General features: G+C 65.7%; 19 protein-coding genes. 11 read left to right on the top strand and 8 right to left on the bottom strand.

Going from position 1 to position 20403, the window contains the following annotated elements; translation table 11 throughout:
* Positions 1-31 precede the first annotated feature (31 nt).
* Together BKA25_RS10335 and BKA25_RS10330 are read right to left on the bottom strand one after the other, a co-directional pair.
* Positions 32-1315 (bottom strand): acyltransferase family protein, encoded by a 1284-nt coding sequence (locus BKA25_RS10335; protein WP_069850277.1) that lies wholly within the window; start codon positions 1313-1315, stop codon positions 32-34.
* Positions 1316-2488: 1173 nt separating this feature from the next.
* Complete coding sequence (locus tag BKA25_RS10330) at positions 2489-3298, bottom strand: hypothetical protein (protein WP_069850280.1); 810 nt, start codon at positions 3296-3298, stop codon at positions 2489-2491.
* A 253-nt stretch (positions 3299-3551) separates the two neighbouring features.
* On the opposite strand from BKA25_RS10330, the gene BKA25_RS10325 reads away from it, so the two are divergent.
* The 6 genes from BKA25_RS10325 to BKA25_RS10300 all read left to right on the top strand — a co-directional run bounded on the left by BKA25_RS10325 (position 3552) and on the right by BKA25_RS10300 (position 12292).
* Positions 3552-4103: a DUF6973 domain-containing protein gene (locus tag BKA25_RS10325; protein ID WP_069853805.1), complete on the top strand. Its 552-nt coding sequence runs from the start codon at positions 3552-3554 to the stop codon at positions 4101-4103.
* Between the two features lie 4 nt (positions 4104-4107).
* On the top strand, positions 4108-4560 hold the full coding sequence (locus tag BKA25_RS10320; RefSeq protein ID WP_157421139.1) for a hypothetical protein: 453 nt from the start codon (positions 4108-4110) through the stop codon (positions 4558-4560).
* 376 nt (positions 4561-4936) lie between these two features.
* Positions 4937-8485, top strand: coding sequence for a type I restriction endonuclease subunit R (locus tag BKA25_RS10315; RefSeq protein WP_069850284.1), 3549 nt, complete (start codon positions 4937-4939; stop codon positions 8483-8485).
* 14 nt (positions 8486-8499) lie between these two features.
* A complete protein-coding gene (locus BKA25_RS10310) occupies positions 8500-10011 on the top strand; it encodes a restriction endonuclease subunit S (protein WP_236750978.1) in 1512 nt (503 codons plus the stop codon).
* The gene (locus BKA25_RS10305; protein ID WP_069850285.1) at positions 10008-11564 is read left to right on the top strand and encodes a class I SAM-dependent DNA methyltransferase; all 1557 of its coding nucleotides are present in this window, start codon (positions 10008-10010) and stop codon (positions 11562-11564) included. The genes BKA25_RS10310 and BKA25_RS10305 overlap by 4 nt, the downstream gene beginning before the upstream one ends.
* A 77-nt stretch (positions 11565-11641) precedes the next feature.
* Positions 11642-12292: a hypothetical protein gene (locus tag BKA25_RS10300; RefSeq protein ID WP_069850286.1), complete on the top strand. Its 651-nt coding sequence runs from the start codon at positions 11642-11644 to the stop codon at positions 12290-12292.
* Positions 12293-12355: 63 nt separating this feature from the next.
* On the opposite strand, the gene BKA25_RS10295 is transcribed toward BKA25_RS10300, so the two are convergent.
* Positions 12356-12556, bottom strand: a complete 201-nt coding sequence (locus tag BKA25_RS10295) for a DUF397 domain-containing protein (protein WP_069850288.1) — start codon at positions 12554-12556, stop codon at positions 12356-12358.
* The gene (locus BKA25_RS10290) at positions 12553-13416 is read right to left on the bottom strand and encodes a helix-turn-helix domain-containing protein (protein ID WP_216637738.1); all 864 of its coding nucleotides are present in this window, start codon (positions 13414-13416) and stop codon (positions 12553-12555) included. Before BKA25_RS10290 ends, BKA25_RS10295 begins: the two co-directional genes overlap by 4 nt.
* Positions 13417-13758: 342 nt before the next feature.
* Between BKA25_RS10290 and BKA25_RS10285 the strand changes: the two genes are divergently transcribed.
* Genes BKA25_RS10285 through BKA25_RS10265 form a run of 5 tightly spaced genes read left to right on the top strand, consistent with a single transcriptional unit; the run spans position 13759 to position 16754 of the window.
* Positions 13759-14091, top strand: a complete 333-nt coding sequence (locus BKA25_RS10285) for a hypothetical protein (RefSeq protein WP_157421141.1) — start codon at positions 13759-13761, stop codon at positions 14089-14091.
* Positions 14088-14570, top strand: a complete 483-nt coding sequence (locus tag BKA25_RS10280) for a hypothetical protein (protein WP_069850296.1) — start codon at positions 14088-14090, stop codon at positions 14568-14570. The genes BKA25_RS10285 and BKA25_RS10280 overlap by 4 nt, the downstream gene beginning before the upstream one ends.
* Positions 14567-14947: a hypothetical protein gene (locus tag BKA25_RS10275; protein WP_069850297.1), complete on the top strand. Its 381-nt coding sequence runs from the start codon at positions 14567-14569 to the stop codon at positions 14945-14947. The genes BKA25_RS10280 and BKA25_RS10275 overlap by 4 nt, the downstream gene beginning before the upstream one ends.
* Positions 14944-15531, top strand: a complete 588-nt coding sequence (locus BKA25_RS10270) for a hypothetical protein (protein ID WP_069850299.1) — start codon at positions 14944-14946, stop codon at positions 15529-15531. Before BKA25_RS10275 ends, BKA25_RS10270 begins: the two co-directional genes overlap by 4 nt.
* Positions 15532-15557: 26 nt before the next feature.
* Positions 15558-16754 (top strand): lactonase family protein, encoded by a 1197-nt coding sequence (locus BKA25_RS10265; protein ID WP_069853806.1) that lies wholly within the window; start codon positions 15558-15560, stop codon positions 16752-16754.
* 184 nt (positions 16755-16938) lie between these two features.
* On the opposite strand, the gene BKA25_RS10260 is transcribed toward BKA25_RS10265, so the two are convergent.
* The 4 genes from BKA25_RS10260 to BKA25_RS10245 are packed head-to-tail and all read right to left on the bottom strand — an operon-like array spanning position 16939 to position 20372.
* Complete coding sequence (locus tag BKA25_RS10260; protein WP_069850301.1) at positions 16939-17319, bottom strand: RidA family protein; 381 nt, start codon at positions 17317-17319, stop codon at positions 16939-16941.
* A gap of 37 nt (positions 17320-17356) precedes the next feature.
* Positions 17357-18538 carry a PLP-dependent transferase gene (locus BKA25_RS10255; RefSeq protein WP_069850303.1) on the bottom strand — a complete coding sequence of 394 codons (1182 nt, stop codon included), beginning with the start codon at positions 18536-18538 and terminating at the stop codon, positions 17357-17359.
* Positions 18535-19404: an acetylxylan esterase gene (locus BKA25_RS10250; RefSeq protein ID WP_069850305.1), complete on the bottom strand. Its 870-nt coding sequence runs from the start codon at positions 19402-19404 to the stop codon at positions 18535-18537. Before BKA25_RS10250 ends, BKA25_RS10255 begins: the two co-directional genes overlap by 4 nt.
* A complete protein-coding gene (locus tag BKA25_RS10245) occupies positions 19401-20372 on the bottom strand; it encodes an acetylxylan esterase (protein ID WP_172803818.1) in 972 nt (323 codons plus the stop codon). Before BKA25_RS10245 ends, BKA25_RS10250 begins: the two co-directional genes overlap by 4 nt.
* Between the last annotated feature and the right edge of the window lie 31 nt (positions 20373-20403).

Raw genomic sequence — 20403 nt, 5'->3', positions numbered from 1 at the left:
GTCCTTGGTGGGCCCGCGTTCGGCGCTGGTACTAGGTCTTCTTCGCTCTTCGGGAGAGCTTGCGGGCCAGGTTGTGGCTCGGGTTCTCCACGAAGCGGAAGCACAGTTCGACGGCCAGCACCGTGGCCGCCACGCCCAACAACAGGGTCAGCCACAGCGGCACCACGTTGACCAGGCCACGCATCACGGGGAACGCCACCACGGCGTGCATCAGATAGAGCGAGAAACTTCGATCGGACAACCACGTCCAGATCGCGCGCTGTCGGAGCCGGGATTCCATGCCCACTCCGACCAGCATGATCAGCAGGCCGAAGGCCATCGGCGCGGGCCGCAGCACATAGTCGTCGGCCAGATCCAGGTGCGAGGTCCACACGTAGAGGCCCCAGCACACCGCGAGATAGGAGCCCGCCAGCCAGCCGGGGATCTTCTCGTTCCATCCCGCCCAGATGGCCTGGCCCATGATCGGCGCCAGCAGGTACGGCAGCTCGGAGGCGAAGACGCCGAAGGTGCCGCCGAGCAGGTCGCCGAGCAGGATCAGTCCGACGATGATCACGATCTCCACCGCGAGCGCCGCCCAGATCCAGCGGCGCAGCAGCGGCAGCATCGCCGCCAGCAGGATGCAGAAGAGCAGTTCGACGGCCAACGTCCAGGCGACCCCGACGAACGCACCCAGCGGACGTTGGAAGAAGTTGATCAATGTCATGTTGCTGAGGACGGTCCCCACGGTGATGTCGGGGAGACTGCGCAGGATCAGGGGCGACAGTCCGAACGCGGCGAAGATCACGGCGATCGACACGGCGGCGATCAGCGGCGGATACAGCCGCATCAGCCGGTTGGTCATGAACCGTCCGCCACCCATCTTCAGGGCGATGGGCGTGATGATGAACCCGCTGACCAGGAAGAACAGTGGCACGGCTGCCGCACCGATGCCCTCTTCCGCGAGGTGCAGCGGCGGGCCGACGAAGTAGTTGAAGCTGGAGGTGAACCAGGTGTAGCCGACCTCTTCTTGCAGGAAGAGGATGTCGACGTGGCCGTAGAAGACCCATAAGGCGGCGACGGCGCGCACGATGTCGATGAAGACGATCCGGCCGGGCCGTTTGGGCGCCGCCGCAGGACGGTCGCCGACCACCGCCGGGATGACGACGGTCTCGTTCTCGGGTTCGTCCGAGGGCGGCTGCTCGGCGGCCGGTTGGGTCTTGGGCAGTCGGACGGTCGCCTCGGCCGGGCTCGGCGGCGGTATCCGACGGGGTCGGGGCGGCGGCCGTTGCGGTTGTTCGGTGGGCTCGCGACGCGGGGCGGGTCGCGGCGGACGCACCTCGCCCCTCGATGGTGGTGCAGGTGCCTCGGCCATGGCGGAGCCCGCTGCATCCGGCGATCGCCGGGGCCCGGTCGGGCGCCGCGCGGCGGGATCGGCCGGGTTCGGTCGCGGTGGTCGGGTGGGTATCGGACCCGGCGGAGGTGTGCCGTGGACGTCGGGCGGAGCAGGGCGACCGTTCGGCGCTCCGCCGTTCGGTGCTGCGCCATTCGGTGCTACGCCATTCGGTGCTACGGCATTCGGTGCTACGGCATTCGGTGCTTCGGCATTCGGGGAACGCCGAGGCGGGCGGCGATGGACGTCGGTGTCCTGGAATCCCGAGGGCAGCCGAGGTGCGGATTCCTCGGCCGATTCGGGTTCCATGACGGCGCGACGGCGACGTCCTCCGTCGCGCACGGCGCCGATTTCGCGTATCTCCGGCGGTGGATGGACGTCATCGCGCTCCGGGGACCGTCCCGGTGGGCGGCCCTCCATCGGTCGTGGACCACGCCGGGGTTCGGCCGCACGCTGGGGTTGTGGTTCTGCCGCACGCCGGCGCGCTTCGGGCCGCTCGGCCGATTCCGGCGGTGGTGTCGGCTGGCGTCGGCGAGGCTCGGCGCCCGGCTCCGGCCACGGCTGCTCGTCCGGTGTCGGGGGTTCGGCCCGGCGCCGCCTGCCGCCCGGCGGCAGCGGTATCGGGCGCTGCCGGACGGCGAACTCGCCCGAGTCCAAGGAATCCGGAAAAGCAGGCGGAGCCGGTGGCACGAACCCACCTGGCTCGGCGTCGTGTCCGGGCTCGCTCCACGATCCGCTGGTTTCGCCGTCGGCCGGGGCTCGCCTGCCCCTGGTCTCCGGCGGGATGAACCCACCGGGCTCGACGAAGCCGGCCGCTTCGGCTGCGGCTTCGGCTTCCCTGCGCCGACGCCGACCGCCGATCCGAGTAGCTGCTCCAGCACCCGATGCGCCCTCGTCCGGCACCTCGGGTGGTCGGTGATCCGCCGCCTGCCTGCGCGCCGCGCGTGGCAGGGGCCTGTCAGCCATCTCAGCCATCTCAGTCTTCTCAGCGGGTGTACCTGCACGAACCGGGCGCCACCGTAGCCCATCGAGTCCTGGTCGTTACCCCGTTTGCCCGACTTCGCACAGTCCGTGGGATGTGGTGTGGCAGTGGTCGGCAGGCCACGGCGGCCTGTCGGTCTACAGCTCCACGTAGGCGCGACCAGCGTGGTCGGCGGGATGGCCGTGGGAGGTGAGGAAGTAATTGGGTCCGCGCCGCTGCACCTCGGCCGGTGCCGGGAACTCGCCCGCCTGGTCGGCGCGGACGAAGAAGGCGTTGACGCCGGCCAGTTCGCAGTGCACCAATCGATATCCCTTCCGTTCCCCCAGGGCCACCAATGCACCGAGCGAGGCCCCGAAGAACGCGGTGCCGTCCCAGGGCGGGGTGTCCCTCGGTTGCACGAACGCTCGATTCGGGTCGAGCGCCGAGTTGTACTCGATCACCACGACCCGGGGATGGAAGCGGGTCAACGCCTCCCAGACCCAGTAGTCGCCGCCGTCGATGTCGATCGAGACCACGTCGGGTTCGGCGGGAACCTCGCCTAACCGGAACAGTTCCTCGATGCGATCCGGGGTGACCATGGCGTGCAGCGTGCGGACTCGGTTGTTCCATTGGTATTTCTGGTGCAGGTGATGGTTGTGGGCGCCATCGCCCTCCAGGAAGAGCCCGCGCCACCCCGCGACGTCGGCGAGCGCGATGCAGTTGCCCTCGCGACCGGTCTCGACACCGAATTCGACGAAGCTGCCGTCGGTGACCCCGACCCGCCGCAGGATCTCCAGCAGCACGCCGTCCTCGCCGTTCTGGGAGAACAGCTGGAACTCGTGGTCGGTCAGGCCCGCCGAGCCCACGAACGCACCGGGCAGCGGATCCACTGCGAGCAGCCGTCTGCGGTACTCCGGCAGTGCGGCATAGACCCGAGCGCGCCGAGCAAGATCAGCCTCGGTGAACATTGGCCGAAGATATCAGTAGGTCGGTTTCTCACCGACGTCGGCGAACTCTGGCCACGGGCCATGACCGTCACGGCGAGATCGTTCATGACGTGTCGATGTCACCTGTCAGCGGCGGTTAGGCCCTGACGCGGCTGACCTGCACCGACAGCTACTCGACGACTACCAGGTCTCCGTCGACCCCGATGGCATGGTCATGTTTCCAGCGGGACTCGCAGGCTGGGCCATGGAATTGTTCGGCCGGTCGCCGATAGAGATGACAGCAAGCGAGGCCCGAATGCTGGAGGATATCGGCGTACTGGGTGCTAAAGATGCCTACGACATCTATCGGACGGCGCTGCACGACGCTGAGAACGTGTTCGACGGCGCAGGCTCCACCGATGGGCACTCGGACGCGTTCCGGCACGCGTACTGGAATGCCATGCTGGCCAATCGGTTCGGCCAAGACTGGGCCGCCGAGTATGCGACCGCCCATGAACGTGTCCCCGACAATCCGGCCAGCTCTCAATCGATGGATCTGCACAACAACGAAGTCGGCAGGCAGATTGCCGCCGCGCATCCCGATGCCGGTCCGGAGGAGTTGGCCGAGTTGATCGAGCAGGCCGTGTACGACGGGGATCTAATCGTGGTCGAGACCGATGGCAGGCTCACCCACAGCGACAACGTGGAGATCGGACAGAGCGGTACCGCCGATGATCTCCCGCATGTCGGTGGGCCTGATCCCGGCGATCCCAGCTACGGGGAGAACACCTCCGGCGGCTACAACCCTGGCGGCGACGGCGAGAACTACGGGACCTATGGCAACTGACCGAGTGAGAAGGCCGCGGCGTCGGACACTGCTGGTCGTCATCGCTGCGGTGGTGTTGGCCGCCGTCACAGCCGTGCTGCTGATGGGACAAGGAACCGAGGAGGGAGTGCAATTGCGCGAGGACCGGGAACTATCCCAGCGGATCGCCCAACTGCACCGGGATGGCGGGTCCGCGCGGCTTCGTGATCTCACGGACGGGCAGTGGGACCGGGTCCGGGTGTTCCACCATCCGGTCAGTCGAGACTTCGTCGAACGCGCCGTCGGTGCACCGATCGACATGGACGAACTCTTCGGGATCCGAGGCCACATCCTGGTCTTCACCCTCGATGGCGAGGTGCAACGCGCTGTCTACACCAGGCCCGACAATCTCGTGGACGGAGACTACAGCTCCGAACTGCGGATCCAGACGCGAGAGTCGCCCTCACCTCGGCTGGAGTTGGTCGACGAGCAGGGTTGATCGGTGCAGAGATGATCCGCACGAGTGAGTGAGCTCTCCGGTCCCGCTCAGATCCGGCCGAAGCGCTGCACCCACGCCTAGCTATCCGACATCACAGCCGATCCAGGATCCACTCCGCCAGTTCCTCGGTGATCGCTCGCCGCCCGCAGACGGGATTGACCATCTTCGTCTGCACCGAACCGGCGTTGGGGTGATGCCATCGGATTGACACCGAACTCAGTGGTGATGGCGGTGAAGCACGACATGTCCTGTAGAGATACGGCCCGACGATACCTCCCCACAAGTAAGATCGGGCCCTTCGCGTTGGGGCTTGCGCGACCGGCGAACACGCATTATCCGGGTTTCGCCAGTCGTTGCACGGGCAAGGAGGTGACTCGTGGACGACCGGCTTCGTGATCTTGCAAAGGGCTCACCGAACTTCGCGGTTCTCTACCAGCATCAGCCGTTGTTGGCTGTCTACGGCGCACTCGCCGAGGCCACCGTCTTCAGCAATCCGAATGCCTCGCTCGTTCAGGCCGGTCAGTTCGGCGAAGTGCTCGCTGAGGAACTGATCACCCGGATCGGCATCCGGGTAGACGGAGATCGCCAGATCGACAGGCTGGCGGCATTGGTCAGGGAAGGCGTGCTGGTCAGCGGAATACGGGAGGATTTCGATCGGCTGCGGCGCGATCGCAACGTCGCCGCGCACCGGCATCTCTTCGATACCACGCGGGCCTTGAGCGCGGTACGGGTGTGTTACAAGCTCGGGCTATGGTTCCACGACGCCACCGAGGGCCGTCGGACGGTAGCCGAGTTCGTGCCTCCCACCGATCCAGCGCCGGGTGCACACGTCACGGACCCGGCCGAACTGGCTGAGCTACGCGAAGCCTTGGGGTTCCACCGCAAGGCGTTGACCGACGCTAGAACGCGGCTGGCCGAGTCTTCGACGGCGTTGGAGGCCGAGCGCAGAGCGCGAGCCGAGGCTGAGAACCTGATTGCCAGCGCCGACGCGAACAAGAGTCGGCTGCTCCGGCAGATCGAGCAGTTGACCACGCAGGTCGAAGCGCTGCGCACCGAGCAGGAGGCCGAATACGACGCCGCACGCCGTGCGCCGCGCAAGGTCGACACGGTCCGACGCGATGCGATCATCTCCCGCGCGCAACGGCCCGCACCGCTCAACGAGGTCCAGGCCCGCACAGCTATCGACAAGATGCTCCACGCTGCGGGGTGGGCCGTCCAAGATCGCGATCGGGTCAATCCTCGGGCAGCGCACGGTGTAGCGGTCAGGGAGTTCGGTTTGGCCACCGGGCGCGCAGACTACGTGCTTTACGTCGACGGCAGGATCGTCGGCGTCATCGAGGCCAAGCGGGAGGGCGACCCCCTCTCCAGTGCCGTCGAGCAGAACGACCGTTATGCCGCCGGTGTCCTCAAAGAGCACCGCCTGGCTGTCTGGCGGGAGGACGAACCCTTCGCGTTCCGCTATGCGACGACCGGCACCGAGACCTACTTCATCAACCGTCTCGACCCCGATGCCCGATCTCGGGTGGTGTTCTGGTTCCACCGCCCGGAGACGATCGCCGCATGGATGCGCCGTGCAGACGAGTCGCCCGCAACCCCGACACTGCGGGCAGCGCTACGCACGCTGCCGGTGTTGGAGGAGAACGGCCTGCGCCTGGCCCAGGTGGACGCAATCACCGGCCTGGAGGATTCACTGGCTAAGGACCGGATGCGCGGTCTTATCCAGATGGCGACGGGAGCGGGCAAGACCTTCACCGCAGTAGCCCAGACCTATCGGTTGCTCAAGCACGCCGGGGCACGCCGAGTGCTGTTCCTCGTCGACCGCAACAACCTCGGTAAGCAGGCATACGACGAGTTCTGCAAGTTCACCACGCCCGACGACGGCCGCAAGCTCTCGGATCTCTACAACATCAACCGGCTGGGGCCCGCCGGACTCCAGGACACCTCGTCGGTGGTCATCTGCACCATCCAGCGCATGTACTCGTTACTGCGTGGGGAAACCCTGCCCGACGACGAGACCGATGCCGCCTCGACGGACCAAGACACCTACGAGACCGATCAACCCATCGAGGTCGACTATAACGAAGAGGTTCCGATCGAATCCTTCGACCTGATCGTCGTGGACGAGTGTCACCGCTCCATCTTCGGTCTGTGGCGTGGCGTGCTGGAATACTTCGACGCACACATGGTGGGTTTGACGGCGACCCCGACTGTGCAGGCACTCGGATTCTTCGGCCGCAACCTGGTGTCGGAGTACACCTATCCGCAGGCGGTGGGCGACGGGGTGAACGTCGATTTCGACGTGGTGCGGATGCGGACCGATCTACGGGAGGCAGGCGGGGCCACCATCGACGCCGGGACGACGGTGCGGGTTAAGGACCGCAAGACGCGCCGGCAGCGTTACCAGGAACTCGACGACGACTTCTCTTACACGACCGGGCAGATCGGCCGCTCGGTCGTGACTGTCGACGAGATCAGGGCGGTGCTCGTCGCCTACCGAGACAACTGGCGGCGTTGGTTCCCCGGCCGTAGCGAATTGCCCAAGACCCTGATCTTCGCCGTCGGTGAGGACCACGCCGAGGACGTCTTGGCTCAGGTGAAGGAGGTCTTCAGTCGTGGCGACGACTTCGCGAAGAAGATCACCTACAAGAGCAGGCAGGCAGGCGAGAACCCCGACGATCTGATTCGAGCACTACGAACCTCTCCTCGGCTGCGGGTTGCCATCACGGTCGACATGATCGCCACCGGCACCGACGTCAAGGCCTTGGAATGTGTGATCTTCCTGCGCGATGTGCGCAGTGCGGTGCTGTTCGAGCAGATGAAGGGCCGAGGCGCGCGAACGATCGACCCGACCGAGCTGCAGGAGGTGACTCCCGACGCCGACGACTCGGTACGCAAGACCCGCTTCGTACTAGTGGACGCGGTGGGGGTGACCGAATCATCCCTGGTGGATGCGAAGCCACTGGTACCCGCAGGCGAGCGCCAGATTTCCCTGGCCAAACTGCTGGACAAAGCGGGCACGGCGTCGATCAACGTCAGCGAGGCCGAGATCCTGGCCGGGAGGCTGGCGCGGCTGAACCAACAGCTGACCGACGAGGAACGCGATCAGCTCACCAAGGCGGCACACGGCCGGACCCTCTCCCAGATCGCAGGCGCCATCGTGACGGCGGCCGACCCGGACCGGCAGGACCGAGCCCAGGCCGAGGGCGGCCCGGCGGCGGCACGCAAGCTGATCGAAGACGCCGTCGCGCCGCTCACGAAAAACCCGGAGCTGCGACGGCACATCATCGAGATCCGCCGGGACAAGGACTACGTGTTCGACGAGTTCACCGCCGTCGAGGTGACCGAGGTCGCGGAGATCCCACGCGAGGAGCGGGCCAGGGAACAGATCGACCGGTGGAGTCGGCTGCTGCGTGAGGAACGCGACCGCATCGCCGCCGTCGACCTCGCGGTGGCAAGCCCGCGATCGGTCTCGCCGGGCCAGGCCTATGACGCGCTCAAAGAGCTGGCAGCCGAGATCCGCCGCCCGCAGTATGCGTGGACGCCGCAGGTGTTGTGGGCGTACTACGAGGATTTGGGCGCCTCGGTGGCCGCCGGTAATCGGGATGCTGACGTGCCCGACCTGATCTCGCTGATCCGCTACGAATTGGGCGTCGACCAGGAGCTGCGGCCCTACCGGGCGAGTGTCGAGGAGCGGTTCGAGGCCTGGTTGCTGCGGCAACAGCAGGCCGGGGCCGAGTTCACCCCCGAGCAGCTGTGGTGGCTACGCTCCATCCGGGATGTGGTGGCCAGCGACGTCGGGATCAGCCCGGCCGAGTTCAACGCCGAGCCGTTCAAGGGCAAGGGTTCCGGCCTCGGGTTCCAACGCGCGTTCCCGGAGCGGGATGTGCGGTCGTTGTTGAGTGAGTTGAATCGAGAGTTGGCTTGAGCGGGTTGAGTGATGTGGAACTTCCGGCGGGGTGGGTTTGGGCCCAATTGGGAGAACTTGGCGAATACATCAACGGCCGAGGATTCAAGAAGTCGGAATGGTCTGATTCAGGACGCCCGATTATCCGAATCCAGAACCTTACCGGATCCGGACAGAAATTCAATTACTACGCAGACGAGCTGCAGGAGCGTCATAAAGTCAATTCCGGAGATCTCTTGATTTCATGGGCGGCCACCCTGGGTGCACATATCTGGAGAGGACCGGAAGCCGCCCTAAACCAACACATCTTTAAGGTCAGACCATTCATCGACAAATATTTTCTGTTTTATCTACTCGAATACAAGATCAACGAACTGCTGGCGTCAAGTCACGGATCTGGAATGATCCACATCACTCGGCCTAAATTCGACCAACTCCAGGTAGCGATCCCCCCGCTTTCAGAACAGCGCCGCATCGTCGAGGCCCTCGAAACCCACAATTCTCGAATCGTGGCCGCTACGGGTGATCTTATCAGCGCACAGTCCCGCTTTGAAGTGCTCAAACGATCTGCAATTCTGCAGACAACAAGCGGGGCACGTTCAACTCAGAACCAAGACCATGAACCAGCAACGGAACTTCTCACAAGAATAGCCAATGAACTTGAACGCACACCAAATGCAAAACGACGAAAGGACGTGCGCCCAGCCCCTCTAAGCCCACGTGTGAACCTGCCATCACATTGGAGGATTGCACCGCTAGGTGCACTTACCCGAAATATTGAATATGGAACTTCAGCGAAAGCTAGCAGTGATCCGACCGAACCCAATATTGCAGTGCTTCGAATGGGAAATATTCAAGATGGCCGCCTCGACCTGCGTGAGCTGAAGTATCTCCCGCGAAGCCACCCAGACTCTTCGAAGTTGCTACTCGCTGATGGCGACCTTCTTTTCAATCGAACCAACAGCCCAGAACTGGTTGGCAAGTCGGCAGTATACCACTCGGCAATGGGACCAGCAACATTCGCCTCATACCTGATTCGTTGTCAATTCGCCCACGGCGTCGAGCCAGAGTGGGTTAGCCTCTGCATCAACAGCCCCGTGGGACGCCAATACATCAGGTCCGTTGCCGCTCAACAAGTCGGTCAAGCAAATGTGAACAGCACGAAGCTCGCCTCCTTCCCAATTCCAATTCCTCCACATAGCGAACAGATCGAACTGCTCAAAGAATTTCACATGTGGAAAGATCAGGTCGATCGCACGACGAAGATCGCCCAGCGCGCTCTCACACAATCGAAAGCTTTGAGGCAATCGCTACTCACTCGAGCGTTCACCGGCAGCCTGGTCGCCCAAGACCCCGCCGACGAACCCGCCTCACTCCTGCTCCATCGGATACGTATTGAGCGCGAAGTACAGGACGCCAAGCCCAGGACCATTCGTAAACGGCGCAAGACTTCGACTACCGCGCCAACCTCTCGAGTCTCCTCAGCCGCATCTTCCTCTATTTCCCTCGCCTCCACCACCGCCGTTCAGCAGGAGCTACCGCTGTGAGCACCGCATCACCCGCCTTGGCCCAAGCGCAGACCAACTCCTTGGTCACCAAGCTTTGGAACTACTGCAACGTCCTGCGCGATAACGGCCTGTCGACCATCGAGTATGTCGAGCAGCTTTCCTATCTGCTGTTCTTGAAGATGGCGGACGAGATCGCCGCAGATCCGTTCACCGAACAGGAAGCCAAGGTCGTCGTTCCGGCTGCCTATAACTGGGCATCGCTCGTTCGCCGTAAGGGTATCGACCTGGAGATTCACTATCGCGAGATCCTTGATGTGCTCGCGAAGAACCCCCACACGACGCTGGGCACGATCTTCGCCAAGGCGCAGAACCGGATCACCGAGCCCGCGCTATTGGAAAAGCTCGTGGTGGATCTGATCGGCAGAGAAGAGTGGACGGTCCACGGAACGGACCTCAAGGGCGACGCCTATGAGGGGCTACTCGCCAAGGGTGCGGAGGACACCAAGACCGGTTCCGGGCAGTACTTCACCCCTCGCGCGCTGATCGACGCCATGGTGGACGTGATGCGGCCCCTGCCGGAGGACACCATCACCGATCCGGCTTGCGGAACCGGCGGTTTCCTTATCGCCGCACACCACCACATTCGCGAGAAGTACATGCACAAGCTGACGCGGGATCAACGCCTCGCGCTCGGTTCGGGCAAGATCTGGGGCAACGAGCTGGTCACCGGCACCGCCCGTCTGGCCGCGATGAACATGCTGCTGCACGGCATCGGCGACGCCGACGGAGAGTCGCTGATCACCGTCGGTGATGCCTTGGCCGAGAAGCCACACCGGCATGCCTCGCTGGTGCTGGCGAATCCGCCGTTCGGCAAGAAGTCCTCGATCACGGTGGTCGGCACCGATGGCAGGGCCGAGCGCGAGGACATCTCCTACGAACGAGAGGACTTCCGCGCCACCACGACCAACAAGCAGCTCAACTTCCTGCAACACATCATGTCGCTGATGGCGATGGACGGCCGGGCCGCCGTCGTTCTGCCCGACAACGTGTTGTTCGAGGGCGGTGCGGGCGAGAAGATCCGGCGCCGTCTGCTGGAGGAATTCGACCTGCACACCATTCTGCGGCTGCCCACCGGCATTTTCTACGCGGGCGGTGTCAAGGCCAACGTGCTGTTCTTCGAGAAGAAGCCGCCCCGCAGCGGCGGCGTCGCCAACACCTCGACGGTCTGGATCTACGACTTCCGTACCGCTCAGCACTTCACCCTCAAACAGAACCCGTTGCGCCGCGCCGACCTGGAAGACTTCGTCCAGGCCTACAGCTCCGACGACCGCAGTAAGCGGGTGGAATCAGAGCGCTTCAAACCCTTCGACTACGCGGAACTGATCGCGCGGGACAAGGTCAACCTCGACATCACCTGGATGAAGGACCCGGCGTTGGACGACGCCGACAGTCTCCTTCCCCCCGAGGTGATCGCGAAGGAGATCGTGGAGGACCTTCAGGCGGCGTTGCGGGAGTTCGCCGCCCTCGCGGAAGCGCTCGGTGGTGAGGTCTCCGTAGACACCGATGCACTACCCACCAATGAAATCGATTGACCTGGCAATGCATTTGACCGTGCCCCGTGCTCACTGGAAATCTGACGCGGTTGATTTCAGTGAGACGGGGGCGGCTCATGGCAATCCGGCATCCGCAGACGCGCGAGTTTCAGGCGTTCATCAGAAACATCGAGTACGCCAGGAAGATGGTCGTCGCGGGTCAGAACCTGGCGGCGTTCCAATCGCCGGTCATCGACGTCGGCGACTTCTATCGCGCTGCGTGGGTGCAGGCGGTCAGCGCCATCGACCATTGGTTTCATGAGGAGCTGTATCGGCGGGTCGCCGAGCTGGCAGCCCTGGACGGTACCGAGATGCCGCACCAGCTCACCAGGTTCGAGCTGCCGTTAGCCAAGGTGGAGGCGGTGCAGCAGGGTTCCGTCACGTTGGCTGACGCGGTCGTCGACCATGTCAAGGCGAAGTGGGCCAACGCCTCCTTGCAGAACCCGCGCAAGATCGGCGAGGCGCTGAAGCTGGTCACGAACCAGAACATCTGGGAGAAGGCTGCCCGCCAGCTTAAGGAATGGACCTACGGACGAACGACAATCACCGAGCAGACGCTCAAGAAGCAGCTCGTGGCGATCACCGACCGTCGTAACAAGATCGCCCACGAAGCCGACCTTCTTGACGGCGATCTCGAACAACGCCGCAGCATCACCGACGCGGAGGCCACGGACGCCATCGACCGGATCGAACGGATCGCGCTAGCGATCGCCTACGTGTTGGGCTAGCTGTCTCGTCCGCCTCCGAACGCTTCGGCTCGCGAGCCCCTGTCTGTCCCGTGAAGGACCTGTCTACAGTCGGCCGACCCGATCTGCCTTGATCGCATCCAGGAAGGCACTGAAGGTCACACGGTCAACCACCAACGTCCCAGCGGCACGGTTCTTCGTGTCCCGGATCCCGACAACACCAGGAGCGTCACCGACCTCCACGCAGCCGCCCTGATGTGCCGATCTAGTCGACTTGTGCCATCCGGTGAGTTCGCCGTGAGTCATGGTGATGGTGCCTGCCCTTCGTGGTGCGTCCGATACTTCGCGACGACCTGCATGGATTCATCCGATGAGAGCGCAACGGTCGCCAGCCTATCGAGAGCAGGTAGGTAGCCAACAGTGTCACCGGGCTTATTGATCCACGTCCCCGTGGTCATGAGCTCGACGTACACAACGGGGTCGGTGTCTTCAAACTCCAGCAAGGTGAACGGTGCCGACATGCCTGGGTACGCGCCCTGGTCATCGGCGATTATGAGGATCTCCACGTTGTGCGCGCTGGCCACCTCCAGCAGATGGGCGAGTTGACCGGCCATGACGGCGTGGCCTCCGATTGGCTTACGGAGGACGGATTCGTCAAGCATCGCCCGGTACTTGGGAGCATTGACGCTGGTCAACACGCTCTGTCGTTCCATCCGAACGCGGATGAGCTCATCGACGTCGTAACGCCCCGGAAGAGCTGCAATCATCGCCCGCGCATAGTCCTCGGTCTGCAAGAGACCGGGCACGATCCGAGCAAGCTCAGTGATCCGCGATGCTTCACGCTCGTACCCGATGAGCGTGGTGAGTTGATCCGGCAGGTCCGCGCTCGGTGTCCATGGCGACGCGCCCAGATCACGGGCACGAGCCACCAGCCGTTCCCGGTCCCGTTCGGGTAGCGCAAGCGCCCCGGCGATGGCTGCGACCAACTCCGGAGTGATCATCACCTCGCCGCGTTCCAAGTTGAGGACCCACGCAGCCGACCGAGAACCGAGACGGCGGCCGAGTTCACGAGTGGACACACCCTCATTGGTTCGTGCCGTCCGCAGCGCGTTGCCGAGGGAACGCGCACCCGGAGTACGGAGAAGAGCGCTCTTGGGTCTTGCCATGGGCGACATGGTAGCGGCCTCCTGACCCCCCGAATGGGCGAATCGACTTGTTTGCGAAAACAGTTTGGCGCTAGCGTTTGCGCAAACAGTTGGAGGTGTAATGGCGATCATCATTGCCATCTGGAGCATTGCTGTAATTTCCGGAAGCAGGGCGCTTGTACTGCGGTTTCGCCCGCCGCGCCCGGATAAGGCGCCACCTGCGGGCTTCGAACCCACCCCGATCTACACCGCCTTCGCGGGAACCCTGCCCCGGCACGCGCTTCGGGATTCGCGTTGAGCGCGGTGGCGCGGGTTCCCGCGTTGTGGATGTCCGAGGTAGGCGGTCACCAGACGGATGTCTGGGTGTCGGCAGCAAAGCGAATGGACGGCTGGCGAGTGCGTATCGAGGGTGGACATCTGGTCGCCGGGATCGTGAGTGCCGAGGTGTTCCCCGCCGATGCGTTGGAGCTGTCGACCGCCGTCGGATCGGGCGGGCGGCTCGTGGTGGCGGGTCGTCACCTTGGCGAGCACCGCGCGGTACGGGTGGATCGTCCTGCCTACGACCTGGAGATCGCGATGCTGGCGGGCGGCGATCTGTTGGGCCGGTGGCTGGTTCGTCCGGAATTCCTGGCGACGTTGGCGGGCCTGTTGCGCCGCGCCGCCAGCGCACTCGACGCGCGGGAGGCGACCACATGACCTCGTTCGGCGATCCCGCGCAATGGTCCTGCTCGGTGCCCGCTTTGCTGTTGGAGGCACCGAATCGGCCGGTGTCGATCGACGTGGGGATCAACCGCTCGGCCGCCCATGTGTTGATCGAGGCCGCCCACAATCGACGGTTGCCCACCTTCACCGCGCTCACCCCGGCGCACACCCGTTACCTCGCCGCCGGGCTTCGGCGGCCCCGACCCACGATCACCCTGCCCGCGCTGGGGCGTGGTCTTGCGCTGCGCTGGTTGTCGGTTCGTCCCGACACCGTCGCGGGCGATATCCGGCTTACCGTCGAGGGCAGTCGAACCCCGTTGGGTCGCTGGCGTATCGACGCCGATCGAATCGCCGAGTTCGCCGCCATGCTCGCCAAGGCAAGCAGCCTGTTGACCCGTCCCGATTCTCCATGCGAACGCCCGCCCGCAGAGGCGAGCGCGGTCGCGGGCACCGGGTTCGGTGAGCTGCGGTGACCGGACACTGGTTTGTGCGCACCGTCGGCGATGGCGACACCCATCGCGCAGCCGACGAGCACTGGACCAGCGGCGGCCAGGCACGAATCCGGCCGCGCTGTGACGTGACCTCGGTGTTCACGGCGTTGAACTCCCAGCCCATCGGCATGCCGTTCTACGACTCGCAACGCTGTCCCGACTGTCTGAACGATGCGCTCCTCCCGATACGACGGGCGGCACGCGGCCGTAGGCCCGGTCCGCTCCCCCGGCCGCGACATCTTGCCGTGGTCCGAAGCAACGGCAAGGCAATCAACCAGCTCGTGCCGGTCGGCGGATTGCGGCGACTGCCAGCCGCCCGCATCCGCCGTTATCTCGACGACCCGAGGGTTCGCCGATGACCGAATACGCCGAACAACCCTGTTATATCGAGCAGGTCACCGCACCCTTGGTGGGCCTGATCTGCGACCGGCACACCGTGGTCGTCGCGGTGGGCGCCGCAATCCCCACGGACGGCGACCGGGTCGAGACACTGTGCGGGCAATGGATGATCATCGGCCCGCCGCCCACCGAAGCAGTGCCCGGTATACCCGCAACGCACTTCGCCGACTGCGCCGACTGCCACGCGATTCGCACCGAAGAACCCGAGAACGAGCAGGCCAGCGCGCCACTCCGATTCTTCGTGCGACTGCGGGGCACCGTGGATGTGCACATCGCCAGTGCTGATCCGACCATCGCCGAGCTGCTGATCACTCAGTGCGGCCGGAGATTCCGTCCCGGCGACGACCTCGAACTGCTCGATGCGGGCGACGGTGCGCCCTGCGTCCGCTGCCTCCTGCTCTCGTTATCCGGCTCGCTACGCCAGGTCGACGCCGCAGCCTCATTGGCACAATCGTCAACCCCGCTCCCCCACCCAGCAGCTGCGATTAACCCGTTTTGGTCTGTACCAATCGGCGTTCGGGTGGTGCCATGGGCTCGGCACTGACTCGACGACGATGGCGGTGGAGCACGATGTCCGACAGCGACACGACTCGACGACGATTCCTCGCGACGCTGGGGCTCACCGGGGGCGCGGTCGTGCTCACGTCCCTCTCGGCGACCTCGGAAGCGGCGGCAGGCGCGACGAATTCCGCAGCCGGGCAGCCCGCGACCGGGCCGACGACCCCGGTGGCGGGCACCGACACCACGCCGGTCTACCTGGGCAGCTTCAGTTGGACGGACCCGCCGGGACGCGGACTCGACGTCGGCAGCCGGGACACCGATGGCACCATCACTGCCACCGACACGGTCGCGGGCGTGCCCGACGCCTCGTTCCTCGCGTTCTCTCCGGATCGGCGCTTCCTGTACGCGGTCAACGAGTTGAGTCCTACCGGTACGGTGACCGCGTTGAGCTTGACCGACCCGTGGTTGCCCTCGCCGATCAACACCGCGTCGACCCAAGGGTCGGCGCCGACTCACCTGGTCGTGCATCCGGACGGCCGGTTCCTGATCGCGGCCAATTACGGATCCGGTTCGGTGGTGGTGCATCCGCTCGCCGAGGACGGCTCGGTCGGTGCGGCCACCGACCTCGTGCAGCACGTCGGCGACAGCCGCGACCCACACGCCCATCAGGTGGTCATCGACCCTCTGGACAGTCGGGTGATCGCCGTCGACCTCGGCGCCGACTCCGTCTACGTGTACTCGTTGGACACCGCCTCGGGCACGCTGCGCCTGGATCAACAACTTCGGCTCGCCTCGGGCAGCGGGCCCCGACATCTCGCGTTCCATCCCGACGGCCGCCACGCCTACGTTCTCGCCGAACTGGACTCCACCATCACCGTGCTGGCCTGGGATCCCACGACCGGTTTCACCACGGGCGCGACCATCAGCAGCCGGGCGGCGGGCGCGACCGGGGAGAACTTCCCGGCCGAGATCGCGGTGTCCGCCGATGGCCGTTTCGTCTACGCCTCCAACCGGGGCGACGACGACATCGCGGTCTTCGCCGTCGCCGAGGACGGTGCGTCCCTGACCCTGCTCGGCACCGAATCGACGGGCGGGGCCTGGCCTCGGCATTTCGCCATCGGCCCGGACGGGAACCACCTGTATGTGGCGAATCAGAACTCCGGGGCGATCAGCAGGCTGCCGCGCGACCCGGAATCGGGTCTGTTGTCGCCCGTCGACGCCACCACCGAGGTACCGGGGGTGTGCGTCGTGGCCTTCCTCGACTGAGTAGGCCACGCCCGAGGAAGTGCCCGGTGGGCGGGGCGGCGCCCGGCAGCCGTCTCACAGCGTGACCCCCACGTGCACGCTGTCCGCGATGCGGCCTCGCCGTCGCCGACGGCGCCCGCCCACCCGGGCTCCGATCTCGGTCCCACCCCTCTCCTCGGGACCGAGATCAGCTGGAAGGCCCGCCTCAGCTCGGGCGCACGGCGACCGCGTCGATCTCCACGAGGATGTTGGCCAGCGTGCTGCCGACGGTCGTCCGCACCGGGTGCGGTTCGGCGAACCGGCGGGCGTAGACGACGTTGTAGGCCGCGAAGTCCCGGTCCAGGCGTTCCAGGTGCACGGTCGTCTTGACCACATCGGACAGTCGCAGGCCCACCGCCGCCAACGCGGTCTCGACGTTGTCGATGACCTGCTCGGTCTGGGCCTCGATCCCCTCCGGGACCTCGCCGGTCGCCGGGTCCTGCGGGCCGAAACCCGCGGTGAACACCAGCGTGCCCGTGTCGATCACATGGCTGTACGGGCCTGCCGGTGCGGGCAGATCGGGGCTGGTGATGGCTTTCCAGGTCATCGTGACTCCTCTTTTGACGAAGTGAGCGGTCTCGCGATCATGGCGCGGTCTCGGCAGGCCCGGCGGACAGGACCGAGCGCACCGCGTCGAGCACCACGAGATCCTCCCCGGGATCCAATGGCTGCGGGTTCAAGGCCACCGCGTCACCGGCCGCGCCGACCGCGACCGGCGGGTCGTGCCGCCACAGGGCGTCGGTCAGGCTGTCCCGAGTCCAACCCGAGTCCTCGTCGAGCCAGAGCAGCGCCCGGCCATGTGGTTGGCCCGCCTCGCTGGGATAGCCGCGTTCCACTCGGATGCCGGGGAACCCGGTCAGCCCGTCCACCCAGCGACGGACCGATTCCTCATACGCCGTCAACAGAGCCGTCTCGTCCCGGGCCACCGTCCACTCGACGGCCGCCAACAGGCCGAGCAGCTCCTCCTTGCCGACCTTCATTCCTCGACCGAAGGCGTGATTCGGCGAACTGTGCAGCCGGGTGCCCTCGATGATGCGGTGGGTGCCCAGCACCAGGCCGCTGGACTGCGGGCCGCGTAAACCCTTGCCACCACTGAAGATCACCGCGTCGGCACCGAGTTCGCCGGTGAAGTGCCACAGCGCGGACACCGGCGGGATCTGCGCCGCCGCGTCCACGATCACCGGCACGCCTGCGGCCTTCGCCGTGGCGATGACCTCCGGCAACTCCGGTGCGCCCACCGCATAGTGCTCCCCCGCGAACCACAGCACGCACGCCGTGTCGGGACGGAGCGCCTTACCTAACGAGGAAGGGTCGGCATCGAACTCATCGACGGTCACGCCCAGCTGCCGAACCGAGTAGTCGTAGGGATTGCGCTGCGCGGCACAGATCGCCACCCGATTCCGCCAGCCGACAGGCAACGGTGTCCCCCGCCGCGCGGGGAACGATTCCCGCGTCGCCGGATCAAGTCCGGTCACACAGCCCGCGATGGCCAGGGACATCCCGGCGGCCGCCCCGGAGGTGACGTAGGCCGCCTCGTTCCGGGTCACCGTGGCCAGCCGCTCCCCCACCCGACGATGGAGTTCGGGCAGGTCGACGAAGTTCCCGGCGGCCTCGGCCATCGCGGCGAGCACCGGCGGCGCCAACCGGGAGCCGCCGAGCTTGGTGAGGGTGGCCGCCGCGTTGATCACCGGTGACAGTCCGAGATCCCGCAGCCGGGGCGGCGGACCGTCGGGATCGGCCGTCGAGTACGGGTCCGCCGGGGTCATGGCACTTCCGCGATGAACCGGGACAGGGGCTCGACGCCGAGGCGTTCCGCCAGCCATTCGTCGATTGCGAAGGCGTCGGCGGAATCCTCGTCGGTGAGCCGGTAGGTGTCCAACGTGGACCCGAGCGCGCCGGTCAGTTTCTCGGTCCACGGGGAACCGCCGCTGGGGACGCTGAACAGCGTGCGCGCTCGCACCGCGCCCGCGTGGTGCACCGGGTCGAACACGTCGAGGGTCCTCGCAACGGCCTCGGACAGCTCGGGGGTGGTCCGCAACAGATCGTTCAGCTCTTCGAGCGGGTATTCGCCCGTGGTGCTGCGCCGAGCCATGGCGTCGTGCAACAACGGCCCCGTCACCCGCGCCGCGGCGAACACCGGCCTACGGGCCGCCGTCGTCAGCACCAGGTCGTCGCCGGTGATCCCGATGCGCTGCGGATCGACCTCCGGGCGGGCCGCCAGGATCTCGGCGGCGCGCAGCACGTCGGCCAGGATCGCCCGGTAGACGTAGGTGGTCGGGTTCTCGATACCGAGGGCGAACAATCCCGGGTAGGCGGCCTTGAACGGGCTGTCCGCCAGCCGCTGGCCCCGGTGCATCGGCGTCAACACCACGTAGCGCAGCCGGTCGTTGTAGTGCGGGGCGTGGTTGACGCTGCCGTACCGGGGTACCTCCAACAGGGCGGGGAACGGGCCGGGCCCGGTCGGCACACTCAGATAGCCGAAGAGGCGATAGGAGTCCAGCCCGCTGAAGCGGATCTCGTAGCCGGTGAAGTGCTCGGTCGTCTTGGCGGGCACCGGCTCGATCAGCGGCCGGGCCGGAAACGCGGCGAGGTCGTCGTCCAACCTCGCCCAGAATTCGTCGAACTCGCTCACGCGTTCACTCCGTCCCTCTCGGCTGCCTGCTTCAGATGTCCGTCGAGGAAGGCCTCCACCTTCGGAATCACCCAGCGCAGGCCTGCATCGTGGGCGCAACGCGGATAGGTGTGCAGTTCCTTGACGCCGCCGAGTTCGCGATACACCGCGAAGCCGGTCTCCGGCGGGCAGACGTCGTCCTCCAGGCCGAGATACACCAGCGAGGGCGCCCGCACGGCCGGGGCGAAGTTCATCCCGTCGTAGTAGGCAGCGGTCTCCGTGGCCTCGGCCTCGGCCTCGGGATGAACGCGGAGGAACTCGTTGATCTCCTCGTAGGGATAGGAGTGCGTGAGCCGCGCCGACTCCATGATCCCGCACAGATAGGGGGCTCCCGCCGCGAACGCACGGACGATGTTCGGCCGCAGCGCCGCCGCCACGATGCCGAGGCCGCCGCCCTGGCTGGAACCCCACACGCCGATCCGTTCGGCATCGACCTGTTCCAGCTCGGCGACGACGTCCAAGGCGCGGATCACGTCCAGGTAGAAACCCCGGTAGGCGTAGGTGAAACGGTCGGTGATGTCGGCGGTCAGCAGACCCGGATAGCCCGGGTTGACGAGGTCGTTGGACCGCAGTTTGCCCCGGGGGGCCAGCGCGACGGTCAGGTAGCCGCGTTCCGACCACGACTTCATGATCGACGGTTCGGAGATGTAGCCGGGTATGTGGACCACGGTGGGCAGCGGACCGGTTCGACCGGCGGGCATGGTGCACCAGGCGGCGATGCGGACCCCGTGGAAACCGGAGTAGTGCAGTTCGTAGACGTCGACTCGTTCGGTGGAGCGCTCGGGTAGGTGTCTCAAGCTCGGCCGGGCGTCGACGGTGTCGAGCAGCCGCAGCGACTCCGCCCAGAACTCGTCGAAGTCCGCCGGGCGTGGCACGTCGATGATCGCCGATTCGAGAGTGCTCGACCGGCTTCTCCCAGTGTCGTTCACGATCGCCTTCCTCCTCACCGCTCCGGCGTGG

Source organism: Actinoalloteichus hymeniacidonis, assembly GCF_014203365.1.
Lineage (GTDB): Bacteria > Actinomycetota > Actinomycetes > Mycobacteriales > Pseudonocardiaceae > Actinoalloteichus_A > Actinoalloteichus_A hymeniacidonis.
The sequence above is the reverse complement of the archived record's forward strand: the minus strand, read 5'-3'. Positions and strand labels throughout refer to the sequence as shown.

What these genes read in the sequence shown, in the direction of transcription:
- BKA25_RS10265 (WP_069853806.1), top strand. Translation starts at nt 15,558, where the DNA reads ATGTCCGACAGCGACACGACTCGACGACGATTCCTCGCGACGCTGGGG.
- BKA25_RS10290 (WP_216637738.1), bottom strand. Translation starts at nt 13,416, where the DNA reads ATGGCAAGACCCAAGAGCGCTCTTCTCCGTACTCCGGGTGCGCGTTCC.
- BKA25_RS10325 (WP_069853805.1), top strand. Translation starts at nt 3,552, where the DNA reads ATGACAGCAAGCGAGGCCCGAATGCTGGAGGATATCGGCGTACTGGGT.
- BKA25_RS10260 (WP_069850301.1), bottom strand. Translation starts at nt 17,319, where the DNA reads ATGACCTGGAAAGCCATCACCAGCCCCGATCTGCCCGCACCGGCAGGC.
- BKA25_RS10295 (WP_069850288.1), bottom strand. Translation starts at nt 12,556, where the DNA reads ATGACTCACGGCGAACTCACCGGATGGCACAAGTCGACTAGATCGGCA.
- BKA25_RS10330 (WP_069850280.1), bottom strand. Translation starts at nt 3,298, where the DNA reads ATGTTCACCGAGGCTGATCTTGCTCGGCGCGCTCGGGTCTATGCCGCA.
- BKA25_RS10280 (WP_069850296.1), top strand. Translation starts at nt 14,088, where the DNA reads ATGACCTCGTTCGGCGATCCCGCGCAATGGTCCTGCTCGGTGCCCGCT.
- BKA25_RS10270 (WP_069850299.1), top strand. Translation starts at nt 14,944, where the DNA reads ATGACCGAATACGCCGAACAACCCTGTTATATCGAGCAGGTCACCGCA.
- BKA25_RS10300 (WP_069850286.1), top strand. Translation starts at nt 11,642, where the DNA reads ATGGCAATCCGGCATCCGCAGACGCGCGAGTTTCAGGCGTTCATCAGA.
- BKA25_RS10255 (WP_069850303.1), bottom strand. Translation starts at nt 18,538, where the DNA reads ATGACCCCGGCGGACCCGTACTCGACGGCCGATCCCGACGGTCCGCCG.